The sequence below is a fragment of the Stutzerimonas sp. S1 genome, from assembly GCF_025966695.1.
GTDB lineage: Bacteria > Pseudomonadota > Gammaproteobacteria > Pseudomonadales > Pseudomonadaceae > Stutzerimonas.
The window spans coordinates 43,331-58,260 of the sequence record NZ_JAOEIY010000005.1 but is presented as its reverse complement, the minus strand read 5'-3'; the positions used below and the strand labels follow the sequence as shown (position 1 = coordinate 58,260).

Sequence of the window (14,930 nt, the reverse complement as noted above, 5' to 3'; positions counted from 1 at the left end):
CCCCTGTTTCGTTTGAGGAGATCCCATGCCGGCTTCCAGAAAGATCCTGGTGCTGTACACCGGCGGCACCATCGGTATGCAGCAGAGCGCCGACGGCCTGATGCCGGCGTCCGGCTTCGCTGAGCGGCTGCGCGCGCAGCAGGCGCTGCAGCCCGAACGGCAGCTGCCGGACTGGCAGTTCCGCGAACTGCTGCCACCGATCGACAGCGCCAACATGAACCAGCGCAACTGGCTGGCGATGGCAACGGCCATCCGCCAGGGCATCGAAACGGACGGCTGCGATGCCGTGCTGGTGCTGCACGGCACCGATACCCTGGCCTACAGCGCCGCGGCGCTGAGCTTCCTGCTGCTGGGGCTGGCAGCGCCAGTGCTGCTGACCGGATCCATGCTGCCGGCCGGCGCGCCGGGCAGCGATGCCTGGGACAACCTGTTCGGTGCATTGCAGGCGTTGCAGGCCGGTGCCGTAACCGGCGTGCAGCTGTACTTCCACGGCAAACTGCTGCACGGCACGCGCGCCAGCAAACTGGGCACCGCCAGCCTCGACGCCTTCACCGAGCTGCCGCGGCGGCGTCAAAGCCCCCGCGCAACGGCGATTGCCAGCGCCATCGACTACCGCCAGCCGCGTCAACCGGTGGCGCTTGCCGTGCTGCCGCTGTTCCCCGGCGTGCAGGCCGCGCAGCTACGGGCGCTGCTCGCCAGCGGGGTGCGCGGGCTGGTATTGGAATGCTACGGCAGCGGCACCGGGCCATCCGACGATGCCGAATTACTGGCGGCGCTGGCAGAAGCCCAGGCGCGCGGCGTGGTGCTGGTGGCGATCAGCCAATGTCCGCAGGGGCACGTGGATTTCGGCCTGTATAGCGCCGGCAGCCGCCTGGCTGCCTGCGGACTGCTCAGCGGTGGCGGCATGACCCGCGAAGCGGCGCTGGGCAAGCTGTTCGCCCTGCTCGGCGCCGGACTGACGCCGGCCGAAGTGGCGCACTGGTTTGCCCTGGACCTGTGCGGCGAGCGCGCCGAGTGAGCGGCACCGGCGGCTCACTCGGCGCCGGCTGACCGCCTGGGCGGCACCCGCGCCAGCTCGATCCAGAAGCGGCTGCCGACCCCTGCCTCGCTGTGCAGGCCCATTTGCCCGTTCATCAGGCGGGCGAACTCCAGGCACAGCGACAGACCGATGCCGGTGCCCTGAATCACGCTGTTCTCCCGCCCCAGCCGCTGGAAGGGTTCGAACACCTGCGCCTGCTGTCCGTGATCGATGCCCAGGCCGGTGTCCTCCACCAGCAGGCGGACGCTCTCGGCATTGGTCTCCACCCGCAGGATGACGCCGCCGCCGGGTACGTTGTACTTGATCGCATTGGACAGCAGGTTGAGCAACACCTGGCGCAGGCGCCGCGGTTCGGCCAACACCTGCAGGTCGGCCTCGGGCAACTGCAGTTCGAGTTGCAGCTCGCGCTGGCGTGCTTCCAGCGAAACCAGCTCGGCGCATTCGCGCAGCAGCTCACGCACCGCCACCGGCTGGAGTTCGAGCCGCTGGCCCTCGGCCTGGAGTCCGGACCACTCGAGCACGTCGCCGAGCATCTGGTTCAGATGCCGGCTGGCGATGAGGATCTCGTCGAGGTATTCCGCCGCCTCGGACTGGTTCTCGTCGCAGTCCATGCGCATCAGCTGGGCGAAGCCGAGAATGGCGTTCAGCGGGGTGCGCAGCTCGTGGCTGATGCCCGACAGCAAACGCGTCTTCGCCTCGCTGGCCGCCAGTGCCTGCGTACTGGCGGCGCGCAGTTCGGCCTCGACATGCTTGAGCGCGGCGATGTCCACATGCGTACCGGCCAGCACCCGCGGCAGCCCGTTGTGCGGGTCGTGTTCGAGCACCCGTCCGCGGCTGAGCAGCCAATGATACTGGCCGAGCGCATCGGCAAAACGGTATTCGACGTCGTAGCGCTGCGACACCCCCTGTCGGACTTTCTGCAACTGCGCCAGCGCCCGCGGCAGGTCCTCGGGATGGATGCGCTGGCGGAACTGTTCGCCGGTCAGCGCTCCGGCCGGCAGGCCGAAGCGCCCCGGCATGCGCCCGCGCAACTGCAGCACACTGTTCTGCAGGTCGAACTCCCAGAGGCTTTCGGTAGCGCAGTCCAGCACCAGCTCCAGCCGGCGCTGCGTCTGCTGGCGGCGCGTCTCGCTGGTCTGCAGCTGGTTGCCAATGGTCAGGGTATGACGGGCCATGTCGTCGAGCTCGCGAATGGACGAGCGGGTCGGCGGCGGCTGCCAGCGACCCTGACCGAGCTCGTCCAGCATCCGTGAAATGCCACCGATCGGCGTCAGCAGCGCGCGGCTGAGCTGACGGGTACGCAGCCACATGAAGGCGAAGAAGACCAGATAGAACAGCGCCAGGCCGGCGATCAGCAGGTAGCCGATCTGCTGGTAGCGGCTGGCCAGCGAGTTGGTCTGGGCGAACACCTGCGCCTCGTCCACCACCGCCAGCAGGTGCCAGCCAGTCTGCGCGACGGTGGTCCAGGCCACCAGCTGCGGCCGCCCACCGAGCACGATGTTGCGTACGCCTGCCGGCGCGCTGCGGATCGCCGCGGCGAGTTCACGGGTCTCGGCGCGCTGCTGCAGCTTGAAGTCCTCGGGCTTGAAGATCTCGCGGCGCACGGCCTCGTCGTAGGAATGCTCGGTCAGCTCGGCGAGGCCGAAGTCCGCCTCGCCAGGCTTGGGCAACGCCATGATGCCGAGGTCGCGACTGACCAGCAGCGCGTAGCCGTTCCAGGGCACGTGCAGCTGGGCGATCTGCTGCAGGATGCCGCTGACGGTGATGTCGATGCCGCTGACACCCTCGAGAAAATCGCCGCGATACACCGGCGCGACGGCCGACATCATCCAGCCGTGGCCGGCGGGATCGAGGTAGACGTCGGTCCACACCACCCCGCGCGACGGGTTGTGCTCGGCATTGGCCAGGTAATAGAAGTTGTAGTCGGGGATGACCATGTCATGCGGGTACTGGTCTGGCGTCGAGAACCAGGGATAGATGTGGTTGTAGCTGTCCCAGCTGTTGAAATAGAGGCTGGCGATCAGCGGGAAGCGAGCCTTGAGCTCCATCATCAGCGGATCGAGTCGGTTCAGGCGGGCGACCTTGGCCAGGTCCTGCTGCGTGGCCTTGGTCGAGCCGGAATAGAAGGCCGCCGCGCCGCCGTCATCGCGCGGGCTGTAGCGTACGCCGGAGGCATTCAGCGCCAGCGCCGGCCGCGCGGGGGCAGGCGTGGTGTCGTCGAGCAGCGCCTGGGTGGTCAGATTGCGAAACAGCTCGGTCACTGCGGCGACCTGTTCCAGCTGCGCATCGATGACCCGCGCTTCCAGGCTGACGGATGCCTGCAGGTCGGCCAGCGCGGTTTCGCGCAGGTAGTCGATCTGCGCATCGCGGATGGCATTGTTGGTCAGCAGATAGACGGCGATGAGCACCGTCTCCACCAGAACCAGCGGAATGAGGGCACTCTGAACGAAGGCGCGCCAGATCCATTGGCGCAGACCGATCGGGCTTTTCGTCGAGGACACAGGGGCTCCAGCGGAGCGCGGGCAGAGCGCAAAAAGGCTGATAGGCAAGGCGCCGGGATAATATCACCCCATCCGTGATTGCCCAGCCTCGCCAATCGTAGCAACGCCCGGCGATCGCCCGCGTCTACTCCACCGCGTCGCGAAGTCCGGCCAGGGCCGCCAGCCACACAGCAATATTGGCGCTGCCATAGCCGCTGTAACCGTGGCGCCGCTGCAGCAGTTCGAAGCAGAAACGCCCCTCGAACGGCTCGGTGTAGAGGTGCAGCAGCTCACCGCCCTGCGCGTCGCGGTCATAGAGCACGTTGTACTGCGCCAGCGCCTGCAGCAGCTGCTCGTCGAGGTCGAAGCGCGCGGCAAGATCGTCGTAGTAATTGCGCGGAATCTGCAGCAGAGGCACGCCGGCTTCGCAGGCCTGGCGTGCCGCGGCGAAGATGTCGGCACAGGCGAACGCGATATGGTGCACCCCCGCGCCGCGATAGCTCGACAGCGCGCGGGCGACCGCCGTGTCACAGTCCTGCGAGGTGTTCAGCGACAGGCGCAGCCGGTTGCAGCGGCTGTGCACGACGCGACTCCTCATCAGGCCGCAGGGGTCCGGCACGATCACTTCGGCGTCGGCCTCGAAATCGAACAGGCTGCGATAGAACAGCACCCAGCTGGCGAGACGATCGGCCGGCAGTGCGGTAGCCAGATGATCGATGTGCAGCAGTCCGCCCGGCTGGCGCGCCTGCGGCTCGAGCCGGAAGTCGGCGTCATAGAGACTCTGCCCAGGCGCCCCCGTCTCGACCAGGTAGATCAGGCTGCCGTCCGGTGCGTGTACCGCCGGCACTTCGCGCTCGTCGGGACCGATCAGCCCGAGATGAGGCTCTCCATGAAAGGCGCAGGCGCGCTCCAGCGCAGGTGCCTCCTGATCGAGCTGCAGCGCCACGGCGCACACCGACGGGCCGTGCGCCTCGAAGTAAGCGTGGGCGAACGACTGCGGCTCGGCATTCAGTACGAGGTTCACCCCGCCTTGTCGGTAGAGGTGCACTGCCTTGGAGCGGTGCTCGCCAACGCGGGCAAAACCGAGGCGCTCGAGCCAGCTGCCCAGCCGTTCGGCGTGCGGCTGATCGACGGCGAATTCGAGGAATTCGATCCCTGCGTAGCGGGCCGCGGGCGGCGGTGCGAACAGCCCGCTGGCAGGCATCGGCACAGCCTCCCGTTCCAGGTGCTGACGGGTCTTTTCCTCCAGATAGAGCAGCGCGCGCAGGCCGTCCGCGGCGGTTCCGCGCGGCGGCGCGGCACGCAAGCCGTCATTGAAGATCTCCAGCGACAGCGGCCCGCGATAGCCGCTGCGCAGGATCGGCGCGAGGAAGCCCGGCAGATCGAACTCGCCCTGGCCGGGTAAGCAGCGATGGTGCCGGCTCCACTGCAGCACATCCATCGGCAGGATCGGCGCGTCGGCCAGCTGTACGAAGAAGATTTTCTCGGCGGGAATCCCGGCAATCCCGGCGGGATCGTCACGCAGTGCCAGGGTATGGAAGCTGTCGAGGACGATGCCCAGCGCCGGGTGGTCGGCGCCACGCACCAGCGCCCACGCCTGACCCCAGGTGCGCACGTGCCGCCCCCAGGCCAACGCCTCGTAGCCGATCCGCAGGCCACGCGCACTGGCGCGCTCGGCGAGCAGCGCAAGGTCGGCAGTGAGAATCTCCGGCTCGCTGAATGCATCAGCCTGGACATTGCTGCACACCAGCATCAGATCGGTGCCCAGCGCCTGCATCACATCGAACTTGCGTTCGGCGCGGTCGAGATTGCGCTGCAGGCGCTCGCGCGGGCCGCCTTCGAAGTCGCGGAACGGCTCGAACAGCGAGACGGCGAGGCCCAGTTCCGTGCACAACCGGCCCACCTCGCCGGGGCTACCGGCGTAGTGCAGCAGGTCGCTCTCGAACAGCTCGACGCCGTCGAATCCGGCGGCAGCGATGGCCCGCAGCTTCTCCGGCAGGCTGCCGCTCAGCGAGACGGTGGAGATCGCCCGCGGCCAGCGCCCGCCTCGTTGGTTCGGACGCAGCCAGACCGGCGTCGCGCCCGGCTGCATCCCACACGGGCGCGCGGCCGCTGTCAGGCCAGTGGCGCTCGGCGCGGCCGCGGGCCGCTTACTGAGTGGCGCGATCATGTTCAGTGGACTCGCTAAGGTTGACCAGTGGGCCCGGATCGGCCTGTTCCAGCAGGGCGCGCAGCGGCGTGGCGATCGACGCGGTGTAGTCCTTCACGCAGCGGTGATGGCCACCCTGCACGTCGTAGCTCTCGAAGCGCATGCCCATGTTGCGCCAGGCGTGACTGGTGTAATCGGCGGAGAAATACACCACCGGCGCCGCCAGGCGTGCGGGCAGGTAACGCGCCATCGCCAGCGAATAGCGCTGGAAGCGCTCACGCACCTCCAGATCCCGTGCCGAGGGCGCGGCGGCGGCCTGGCCAAACCGGCGCCGCAGCGCTAGCAGGCCGTTGCTGCCCAGTTTGTGCAACAGGTTGGCGATGCGCTTGGGATAGGGCCATTTGCTGGTCTCGCCGAAGCGGCTCAGTGCTTCGTAGGTGCGCGCCAGCAGCGTTTCCGACAGCAGCACGTCGGCGCTGCGCAGGATGACGCGCGACCAAGGCCGCACGTTGGCGGTCGGCGGGTCGATCAGCGCGACGATCTCCACCTCCTCACCGGCCTCGATCAACAGGCGCGCGGTTTCGAACGCCACCAGCGCGCCGTTGCAGTAGCCGCCGATGCGGTAAGGACCGCGCGCCTGGCGTTCGAGGATCAGCGGCAGGCGTTCGCGGGCCATCCGTTCCACCGACTCGGGGATCGGCTCGTTGCCCAGCCCGTGCGGGGCGATGGCGATCAGCGGCTGCCGTGAGCCGAGCAGCTTGGCCAGGCGGCGAATGTAGTAGCCACCCTGGGCGAAATCGCCGTGGAACCAGAACAACGGGGTGCGGTGCGGATCCGGGTTGAAGTCGATCACTGGGATGACCTGGCCGGCGAGGTCGTGCAGGCGTGCCGCCAGCTGGCGCGCGGTCTCCTCGATCAGCACCGACTCGGGAATCATCCGCCCGAGCAGTTGCTCGAGCTCGGCGAGCATCTCGGTGGCGAGCAGGGAGTCGCCGCCGCAGTCGAAGAAGTTGTCGTCCGGGCCGACCGCCTCGGTCTTGAGCAGGCGCCGCCAGACATCCAGCACGTCGCGTTCGAGCGGTGACAGCTGCGGCTCCGGCGCCCGCGCACCGACGCCTGCCTTCTCGGCCCGCTGCGCCAGCAGGTCATCGCTCAGACGATGACGCAACACCTTGCCGGTCAGCCCCCTGGGCAGCTCGGTAAGCAGCTGGATGCGTCGCGGAATCTTGAAGTAGACCAGTTCGTCGCGCAGGAACTCGCGCAGCGCATCCGCGCCCACGCTCATGCCCGGGCGCAGCACCACCGCCGCCGCCACGTCCTGGCCGAGGCGTGGATGCGGCACGGCGAAGGCAGCCGCTTCGGCCACCGCCGGATGACGCAACAGGGCGTCGTCGACCTCCTGCAGGCTGACCTTCTCGCCGCCACGGTTGATCACCTCGCGCAAACGCCCATGCAGCCGCAGGAAGCCGTCTGCATCGAAACTGCCGAGGTCGCCGCTGCAAAACCAGCCGTCGCGAAAAGCTGCCTGGTTGAGCGCTGGATCGCCGAGGTAGCCGGCCGTCAGTGTCGGCCCGCAGAGCTGGATCTCGCCACGCTCCCCGAGCGCAACCGGCGCGCCGGCCTCGTCGACAATGCGCACCGTATCGGGCCAGGGCCGCCCCACCGTGCCGGTCCGGTGGCCGCCGGGGAATGGCGTGTTCACCGCGATCTGCGCCGCCTCGCTGGAGCCGTAATGCTCCAGCAGCGGAACGCCCAGCGCCTTCTCGAAACCCTCGATGATCTCGCGCGGCAGCGGCGCGCCGCCGGAGGAGGCGAAGCGCAGCCGCTGCTGGACGAACGAACCGGGACGGCTGTGCGTGGCCTCGAGGATTGCCCGGTGCAGCGCCGGACCAGCGGAGTACCAGGTCGGCTGCAGGGTTTCGAACCATTCATGCAGATCCACCGCCGCCGGACTGAGCGGGAAGGCCACGCTGCCGCCGCTGAGCAGTGGCGTCAGGATCGTCACCTTCAGCCCGTGCGAGTAGTAGGGCGCCGACACGCACAGGCAGCGATCATCCGGCGTCAGGCGGAACCAGGTTCGCCACTTATATGCGGCCGCCAGCATGTTGCGGTGGCTGAAGGGGATCAGTTTGGGCAACGCGGTGGTGCCGGAACTGCGCAGGATGAACGCTGGCGCATCCGCCTCCGGTTCCTCGTCGGCGGCAGCAATGGCCGCCGCTGGCGCGTTCAGCTGCAGGCCCGGCGTGCCGTCCTCGCGAGGCTCGGCGACGATCAGCGCAATGCCGTGGCGCTCGGCGGCGCGAAAGCCCTCCTCGGGGCCACCGTCGATGATCAGTAGTGCGTCCAACTGCAACAGGCCGAGGAACTGGTCCAGCTCCGCTGGCCCGAGGCGCGGGTCGAGTGGAACCGCAACCGCCGAGCAGGCGACGCTCAGGATGCCGACGGCCGCCTGCGCGGGCTCCGGAATCAGCACGCCGATTTTCGCCTGGCGACCGAAACCGGCACGCCGCAGCTGCCGGCGGGCATCCTCGAGCTCGCGGCGCAAGGCCGCGTAATCCAGCGGAGCAAAGCGGGTGGCGGTAAGCGCCGGGCGTTCGCCAGCGGCGTCGGCCAGCTGCGCCAGTACGGCATACAGGTTGCGCGGTGCGTTCGCGGCGGGCCCAGCATCGGGCAAAGGGGATGCCGGCTTCACGGTGAAGTCGAGCGGGTCAAAAGGGTAGTTCACTGCTATCTATCCTTGGCTGAGGCTCGGCCGGGGCCGCTTGTCCTCACTGGCTCCTCAGACAGCAGTTGCCGAAAAAGTTGCCGGCCTTCGACGAAGATATCGACATAAGCAATGAAAAGGCGTTCTGCGCAGCGCTTTCCAAACAACTTCGTCGATCAAAGCCCATCGCCGGTGCGAGAGGATCTTGGCTGGCACGTCGCGGACGGCTAGCGAGGCGCGAGCGTGGCGGCTACCCTTGGGCCGCCAACAATAAAAACAAATTGCATCAAGGAGCCGATGTCATGGCCAGACCCCGTGCAGCCGTCGTGCTGTTCGCCCTTCTCGTGACGGCCGCCACCAGCGCCCGCGCCGAGTTGCCGAGCAACTTCGAGATCACCCTGCAGAGCGACAACTTCCCACCCTTCAACATGGCCCCGAATGCCAGCAACTTCGCCCGCGGCGATGAGGTGCAAGGCATCAGCAGCGCCACCGTGCGCGAGATCTTCAAGCGCGCCGGCATCGCCTACAGCCTCACCCTGCGCGCCCCTTGGAGCCGCCTCTACGACCAGACCCGGCAGCAGGCCAATCACGGGCTGTTCTCGGTCGCCCGTACCGAGCAGAACGCCGCACTGTTCAAGTGGGTCGGGCCGCTGGCGCATCACGACAGCGTGCTGCTTGCCTTGCCGGCACGCGGCCTGGCGTTCACGCACCTGGAGCAAGCCAAGGGCTATGCGATCGGCGGCCACAGCCACGGCAGCGTCAGCCTCTATCTCGAGAGTCAGGGGATGAAATCCGACGACAGCCTCAGCGACGCGGAAAACCTGCGCAAGCTGCTCGGCGGCCGGATCGATCTATGGGCCGTGGCCGATCCGGTCTGGCGCTACCATGCACGCCTGCAAGGGGTGGGCGAGGATGAACTGCAGGTGGTGCTGAATTTTCGCCACGAGCCGCTCTACCTGGCGCTCAGCCCGTCGACCCCGGACGAAGCGGTCGAGCGCCTGCAGCGGGCGCTCGAAGAGGTGATCGGCGAAGGCTATGCCGGCTGCAGCGACACGCCGGAGCTGTGCTATCTGATCCAGGACCGCGGCAAGGCGCTGGCGACCGCGCGCTGAAGGCTCAGGACTGCAGGTAGCGCGGACGCGGTGTCGCCATCGGCAGCGGGCCGTCGCCGATCAGGCGGAACTCGCCCTTCTCCGCGTCGTAGGCGCGGATCTCGCTGCTGCCGATGTTGTAGACCCAGCCGTGGATGAACAGCTGGCCGCTGGCCAGGCGCGCGGCGACCGACGGGTGGGTACGCAGGTGGTCGAGCTGGGCGACCACGTTTTCCTCGGTGAGGATGCCTAGGGTGTGCTCGTTGGCGCAGCCGCAGTTCTCTTCCACCACATGCCGGGCGACCTCGGCGTGGCGCAGCCAGGCCTTCACCGTGGGCATGCGCTGCAGCGGTGCCGGGTCGAGTACCGCCTTCATCGCGCCGCAGTCCGAATGCCCGCAGATGATGATGTGCTGCACGCCGAGCGCCACCACGGCGAACTCGATCGCGGTGGAGACGCCGCCGAGCATCTGCCCGTAGGGCGGCACCACGTTGCCGACGTTGCGGGTGACGAACAGGTCGCCCGGCGAACTCTGGGTGATCAGCTCGGGAATGATCCGTGAGTCGGCGCAGGTGATGAACATCGCCCGTGGCTGCTGCTCGAAGGCGAGCTTCTCGAACAGCTCGCGCTGCTGGGGATAGATCTCCTCGCGGAAGCGCTTGACCCCACCGATGATGTGATCGAGCGCCTCCTGGGCACTTTCGTTGCGTTGTGGATTGCTCATGTTCGACTCTCGCAAGGTGTATTGGCGCGCCTCAGAATTTCTCCGGACGCAGCACTTGTACTTCGGCGAGGTAACAGACCATCGCGAAGTTTTCGTAATAACGGGCCTGCAGGTGTTCAGCGATGCGCTCGGCGATCTCGCGGCTGCAGATGACTTCCAGGCGGATATTGCCGTCGGTGTTCCACTCGGCGCTGCGTACGCCACGGCTGCCGCTGCCGCGGGCGTCGGACAGGGTCCAGCCGGGTGCGCCGAGTGCCTGCAGATCGGCTTCCAGCTTGTGCTCCAGCGCCGCTTCGCAGATCACCGTGAGCAGGGTGCGGGTGTGTGCGTTCATCTCAGAGTCCCCAGGCGATCAGTCGCTCGGCCAGCGCCAGATAGAGCGGGATGCCGATCAGGATGTTGAAGGGAAAGGTGATGCCCAGCGAGGCGGTCAGCGACAGCGACGGATTGGCCTCCGGCACCGCCAGGCGCATCGCCGCTGGCACCGCGATGTACGAGGCGCTCGCCGACAGCGTGGCGAGCATCGCCGTGCCGCCCAGCGACAGGCCCATGAAGCGCGCCAACAACGCGCCGACCAGCGCACCGAGCAACGGCATCACCAGCGCGAAGGCCGCGAGCTTGATGCCGTAGCGCTTCAGCGAAGCGAGCTGGCCGGAGGCGATCAGGCCCATCTCCAGCAGGAAGAACGCCAGCACCGGCTTGAACATGCTGGTGTACAGCGGCTCCAGCGGTTTGATCGCCTCCTTGCCGGCGATCGCGCCGATCAGCAGACCGCCAAGCAGCAGCATGATGCTCTTGCCGAGAAAGATCTCGCGACCCAGCGCCTTCCAATGGGTATCGCGCGACACGCCCTTGGCCAGCAGGATGCCCACCAGGATCGCCGGAATCTCGAGAATGGCCACGAATAGCGGCATGTAGCTTTCGAAGAAGATCTCGCGGGCGGCCAGGTACGCCACCACCACGGCGAAGGTACCGGCGCTGACCGAGCCGTAGTGCGCCGCCACGGCCGCCGCGTTGATGCGGTCGAAGCGCAGGCCGCGCAACAGACCGAACGCCAGCACCGGCAGCAGCATGCCCAACGCCAGCACCAGCAGCGACTGGCCGAGCAACGCGGCACTGGCCTGCTCGGCCAGCTCGACGCCGCCGTGCAGACCGATGGCCAGCAGCAGCACGATGGACAGCGTGTCGTACAGCGCCGGCGGCAGCTTCAGTTCGCTCTTGAGCAGCCCGGCGCACAGGCCGAAGACGAAGAACAATACGACGGGGTCGATACCCATTTGTTTCTCCTGGCAGAGCAAAGGAACCCGAGCACCGTTGCGGATCAAAATTCGCGCCTGAAAAAAGGGAGCCGCGCGGGCTCCCCGGTTCATCCACGAATGTTTCAGGCCTCGATTTCTATCAAGACTTCGCCAGGATTGACGCGGTCACCTTTACCAACGTGCACCGCCTTGACGGTGCCGGCGATCGGCGCCTGGATCTCGGTTTCCATCTTCATCGCCTCGCTGACCAGCACCGGCTGGCCGGCCTTGACGGCATCGCCCACCTGGACCAGGACGTCGACCACGTTGCCCGGCATGGTGGTGCTGACGTCACCCGGCGCGCTGGCCTGCTTGCGCTTGCTGCCGCCACCGCCGACGAACTCGTTGAGCGGCTCGAACACCACCTCTTCCGGCATGCCGTCGATGGACAGGTAGAAGTGCCGCTTGCCTTCGGCCTTGACGCCGACGCCGGTGATGTCGACGCGGTAGCTTTCACCGTGCACGTCGATGACGAATTCGGTCGGCACGCCTTCCTGGGCGATGCTGGTGGCAGTGCCCGGGATCGGCAGCAGCGCCTCGGGCTGCAGGGTGCCGGCTTCGCGCTCTTCGAGGAATTTGCGGCCGATGTCGGGGAACATGGCGTAGGTCAGCACGTCCTCTTCGCTCTTGGCCAGCGCACCGACCTCCTGGCGCAGCTTGTCCAGCTCGGGCTTGAGCAGGTCCGCCGGGCGACACTCGATCACCTCTTCGCTGCCGATGGCCTGGAAGCGCAGGTGCTCGTTGACCGGCGCCGGCGCCTTGCCATAGCGGCCCTGCAGGTAGTACTTCACCTCGGTGGTGATGGTCTTGTAGCGCTCGCCGGCGAGCACGTTGAAGAACGCCTGGGTGCCGACGATCTGCGAGGTCGGCGTGACCAGCGGCGGGAAGCCGAGGTCCTTGCGCACCTTGGGGATCTCCGCCAGCACTTCGTCCATGCGATGCAGGGCGCCCTGCTCCTTGAGCTGGTTGGCGAGGTTGGAAATCATCCCGCCGGGCACCTGGTTGACCTGCACGCGGGTGTCGACGCCGGTGAATTCGCTCTCGAACTGGTGGTACTTCTTGCGCACCGCGTAGAAGTACAGGCCGATCTCCTGCAGCAGTTCCAGGTCCAGGCCGGTGTCGTACGGCGTATCGCGCAGCGCGGCGACCATCGACTCGGTGCCCGGGTGGCTGGTGCCCCAGGCCATCGACGAGATGGCGGTGTCGATGCGGTCGGCACCGTTTTCCACGGCCTTGAGCTGGCACATGCTGGCAACGCCGGCGGTGTCGTGGGAGTGGACCACCACGTCCAGCTGCGGCAGCGCCTCCTTCAGCGCCTTGACCAGTGCGCCGGTGGCGTACGGCGTGAGCAGGCCGGCCATGTCCTTGATAGCGATCGAGTCGACGCCCATCGCCGCCATCTGCCGCGCCTGCTCGACGAAGGCGTCGATGGTGTGCACCGGGCTGGTAGTGTAGGCGATGGTGCCCTGGGCGTGCTTGCCGGCCTTCTTCACTGCGCGGATGGCGGTTTCCAGGTTACGCACGTCGTTCATCGCGTCGAAGATGCGGAACACGTCGATACCGTTCTCCGCCGCCTTGGCGACGAACGCCTCGACCACGTCGTCGCTGTAGTGGCGGTAGCCGAGCAGGTTCTGCCCGCGCAGCAGCATCTGCAGGCGGGTGTTGGGCAGTGCGGCCTTGAGCTGGCGCAGACGCTGCCAGGGGTCTTCCTTGAGGAAGCGCACGCAGGCGTCGAAGGTGGCGCCGCCCCAGACTTCCAGCGACCAGTAGCCGACGCGGTCGAGCTTGTCGCAGATCGGCAGCATGTCTTCGGTGCGCATGCGGGTCGCCAGCAGCGACTGGTGGGCATCACGCAGGATGGTGTCGGTAACGCTGATTTTCTTCTGAGCAGTCATGGGTCGTTCCTCACAGGCCTGCGTGGGCGGCAATGGCAGCGGCGATGGCCAGGGCCAGTTCGCCCGGCTTGCGTTTGATCGAGTAGTGCAGCAGCTCCGGATGGTTGTCGACGAAGCTGGTGTTGAACTGGCCGCTGCGGAAATCCGGGTTGGCGAGAATCTGCTGGTAGTAGGTGGCGGTGGTCTTCACGCCCTGCACGCGCATGTCGTCCAGCGCGCGCGAGCCACGCGCCAACGCCTCTTCCCAGGTCAGCGCCCAGACCACCAGCTTCAGGCACATGGAGTCGTAGTACGGCGGGATGGTGTAGCCGGTGTAGATCGCCGTGTCGGTGCGCACGCCCGGGCCGCCGGGCGCGTAGTAACGGGTGATCTTGCCGAAGCACGGCAGGAAGTTGTTGCGCGGGTCCTCGGCATTGATGCGGAACTGCAGGGCATAGCCGCGATGCTGGATGTCCTCCTGCTTGACCGACAACGGCAGCCCCGAGGCGATGCGGATCTGCTCGCGGACGATGTCGATGCCGGTGATTTCCTCGGTGATGGTGTGCTCCACCTGCACGCGGGTGTTCATCTCCATGAAGTACACCTCGCCATCGGCGAGCAGGAACTCCACGGTGCCGGCGTTCTCGTAACCCACCGCCTTGGCCGCCTTCACTGCGAGGTCGCCGATATAGGCGCGCTGCTCAGGCGTGAGCTGCGGGCTGGGCGCGATCTCGATCAGCTTCTGATTGCGGCGCTGGATCGAGCAGTCGCGCTCGAACAGGTGCACGGTGTTGCCGAACGAATCGGCCAGTACCTGCGCCTCGATGTGCTTGGGCTCGACGATGCATTTCTCGAGGAACACCTCGGCGCTGCCGAAGGCCTTGGTCGCCTCGGAGATCACCCGCGGGTAGGCCGATTCCAGTTCCGCCGGCGAGTTGCAGCGCCGGATGCCGCGTCCGCCGCCGCCGGAGGTGGCCTTGAGCATGACCGGGTAGCCGATGCGTTCGGCTTCACGCAACGCCTCGGCGAGGTCCTTGACGTTGCCTTCGGTGCCGGGGGTGCAGGGCACGCCGGCCTTGATCATGCTGCGCCGGGCTTCGGTCTTGTCGCCCATGCGGCGAATGACTTCGGCGCTCGGGCCAACGAACTTGATTCCGCGCTCGGCGCAGATTTCCGCCAGTTCGGCGTTCTCGGAGAGGAACCCGTAGCCCGGATGCAGGGCGTCGCAGCCGGTTTCCACCGCCAGGTTCACCAGCTTGCGCGGGTTCAGATAGCCGGCCAGCGGGTCTTCGCCGATGAAATGCGCCTCGTCGGCGCGCTTGACGTGCAGCGCATGGCGGTCGGCCTCGGAGAATACCGCCACCGAGCGGACGCCCATTTCGGCACAGGCACGCACGATGCGCACCGCAATTTCCCCGCGGTTGGCGATCAGCAGCTTCTTGATCACGCTGTCTTCCTCGGATCGATGAGCAGGCGACCCACAGGCGGGGTCGAGGATGCCCGCCTTGAGCGAGCGTTTTTTACCCTACGCCGCGGCCTTCGATTACCGAAAATGAATAATTGTTTGCTTT

General features: G+C 67.1%; 10 protein-coding genes. 2 read left to right on the top strand and 8 right to left on the bottom strand.

Annotated features, from left to right (window positions below; genetic code table 11):
• Window positions 1-25 precede the first annotated feature (25 nt).
• Window positions 26-1,018, top strand: coding sequence for an asparaginase (locus N8H22_RS11720; protein ID WP_264590688.1), 993 nt, complete (start codon window positions 26-28; stop codon window positions 1,016-1,018).
• A gap of 14 nt (window positions 1,019-1,032) precedes the next feature.
• Here the strand turns inward: N8H22_RS11720 and N8H22_RS11715 are convergent, their stop codons facing one another.
• From N8H22_RS11715 to N8H22_RS11705, 3 genes are all read right to left on the bottom strand, one after another.
• Window positions 1,033-3,540 (bottom strand): ATP-binding protein, encoded by a 2,508-nt coding sequence (locus N8H22_RS11715; protein WP_264590687.1) that lies wholly within the window; start codon window positions 3,538-3,540, stop codon window positions 1,033-1,035.
• A 124-nt stretch (window positions 3,541-3,664) separates the two neighbouring features.
• The gene (locus N8H22_RS11710) at window positions 3,665-5,611 is read right to left on the bottom strand and encodes a sugar phosphate isomerase/epimerase and 4-hydroxyphenylpyruvate domain-containing protein (protein WP_264591028.1); all 1,947 of its coding nucleotides are present in this window, start codon (window positions 5,609-5,611) and stop codon (window positions 3,665-3,667) included.
• A gap of 58 nt (window positions 5,612-5,669) precedes the next feature.
• Window positions 5,670-8,360 (bottom strand): AMP-binding protein, encoded by a 2,691-nt coding sequence (locus N8H22_RS11705; RefSeq protein ID WP_264591027.1) that lies wholly within the window; start codon window positions 8,358-8,360, stop codon window positions 5,670-5,672.
• 314 nt (window positions 8,361-8,674) lie between these two features.
• On the opposite strand from N8H22_RS11705, the gene N8H22_RS11700 reads away from it, so the two are divergent.
• The gene (locus N8H22_RS11700; protein ID WP_264590686.1) at window positions 8,675-9,484 is read left to right on the top strand and encodes a transporter substrate-binding domain-containing protein; all 810 of its coding nucleotides are present in this window, start codon (window positions 8,675-8,677) and stop codon (window positions 9,482-9,484) included.
• Between the two features lie 4 nt (window positions 9,485-9,488).
• Here N8H22_RS11700 and N8H22_RS11695 read toward each other — a convergent pair whose 3' ends face one another.
• The 5 genes from N8H22_RS11695 to N8H22_RS11675 form a co-directional block, all read right to left on the bottom strand.
• On the bottom strand, window positions 9,489-10,187 hold the full coding sequence (locus tag N8H22_RS11695) for a carbonic anhydrase (RefSeq protein WP_264590685.1): 699 nt from the start codon (window positions 10,185-10,187) through the stop codon (window positions 9,489-9,491).
• Window positions 10,188-10,218: 31 nt separating this feature from the next.
• Window positions 10,219-10,521, bottom strand: a complete 303-nt coding sequence (locus N8H22_RS11690; RefSeq protein ID WP_237263703.1) for a transcriptional regulator — start codon at window positions 10,519-10,521, stop codon at window positions 10,219-10,221.
• 1 nt (window position 10,522) lies between these two features.
• Complete coding sequence (locus N8H22_RS11685; RefSeq protein WP_264590684.1) at window positions 10,523-11,464, bottom strand: sodium-dependent bicarbonate transport family permease; 942 nt, start codon at window positions 11,462-11,464, stop codon at window positions 10,523-10,525.
• Between the two features lie 104 nt (window positions 11,465-11,568).
• Complete coding sequence (gene oadA, locus N8H22_RS11680) at window positions 11,569-13,380, bottom strand: sodium-extruding oxaloacetate decarboxylase subunit alpha (RefSeq protein WP_264590683.1); 1,812 nt, start codon at window positions 13,378-13,380, stop codon at window positions 11,569-11,571.
• A 10-nt stretch (window positions 13,381-13,390) separates the two neighbouring features.
• A complete protein-coding gene (locus N8H22_RS11675; protein WP_264590682.1) occupies window positions 13,391-14,806 on the bottom strand; it encodes an acetyl-CoA carboxylase biotin carboxylase subunit in 1,416 nt (471 codons plus the stop codon).
• Window positions 14,807-14,930: the final 124 nt, after the last annotated feature.

What these genes read in the sequence shown, in the direction of transcription:
- N8H22_RS11690 (WP_237263703.1), bottom strand. Translation starts at nt 10,521, where the DNA reads ATGAACGCACACACCCGCACCCTGCTCACGGTGATCTGCGAAGCGGCG.
- oadA (WP_264590683.1), bottom strand. Translation starts at nt 13,380, where the DNA reads ATGACTGCTCAGAAGAAAATCAGCGTTACCGACACCATCCTGCGTGAT.
- N8H22_RS11685 (WP_264590684.1), bottom strand. Translation starts at nt 11,464, where the DNA reads ATGGGTATCGACCCCGTCGTATTGTTCTTCGTCTTCGGCCTGTGCGCC.
- N8H22_RS11700 (WP_264590686.1), top strand. Translation starts at nt 8,675, where the DNA reads ATGGCCAGACCCCGTGCAGCCGTCGTGCTGTTCGCCCTTCTCGTGACG.
- N8H22_RS11695 (WP_264590685.1), bottom strand. Translation starts at nt 10,187, where the DNA reads ATGAGCAATCCACAACGCAACGAAAGTGCCCAGGAGGCGCTCGATCAC.
- N8H22_RS11710 (WP_264591028.1), bottom strand. Translation starts at nt 5,611, where the DNA reads ATGCAGCCGGGCGCGACGCCGGTCTGGCTGCGTCCGAACCAACGAGGC.
- N8H22_RS11720 (WP_264590688.1), top strand. Translation starts at nt 26, where the DNA reads ATGCCGGCTTCCAGAAAGATCCTGGTGCTGTACACCGGCGGCACCATC.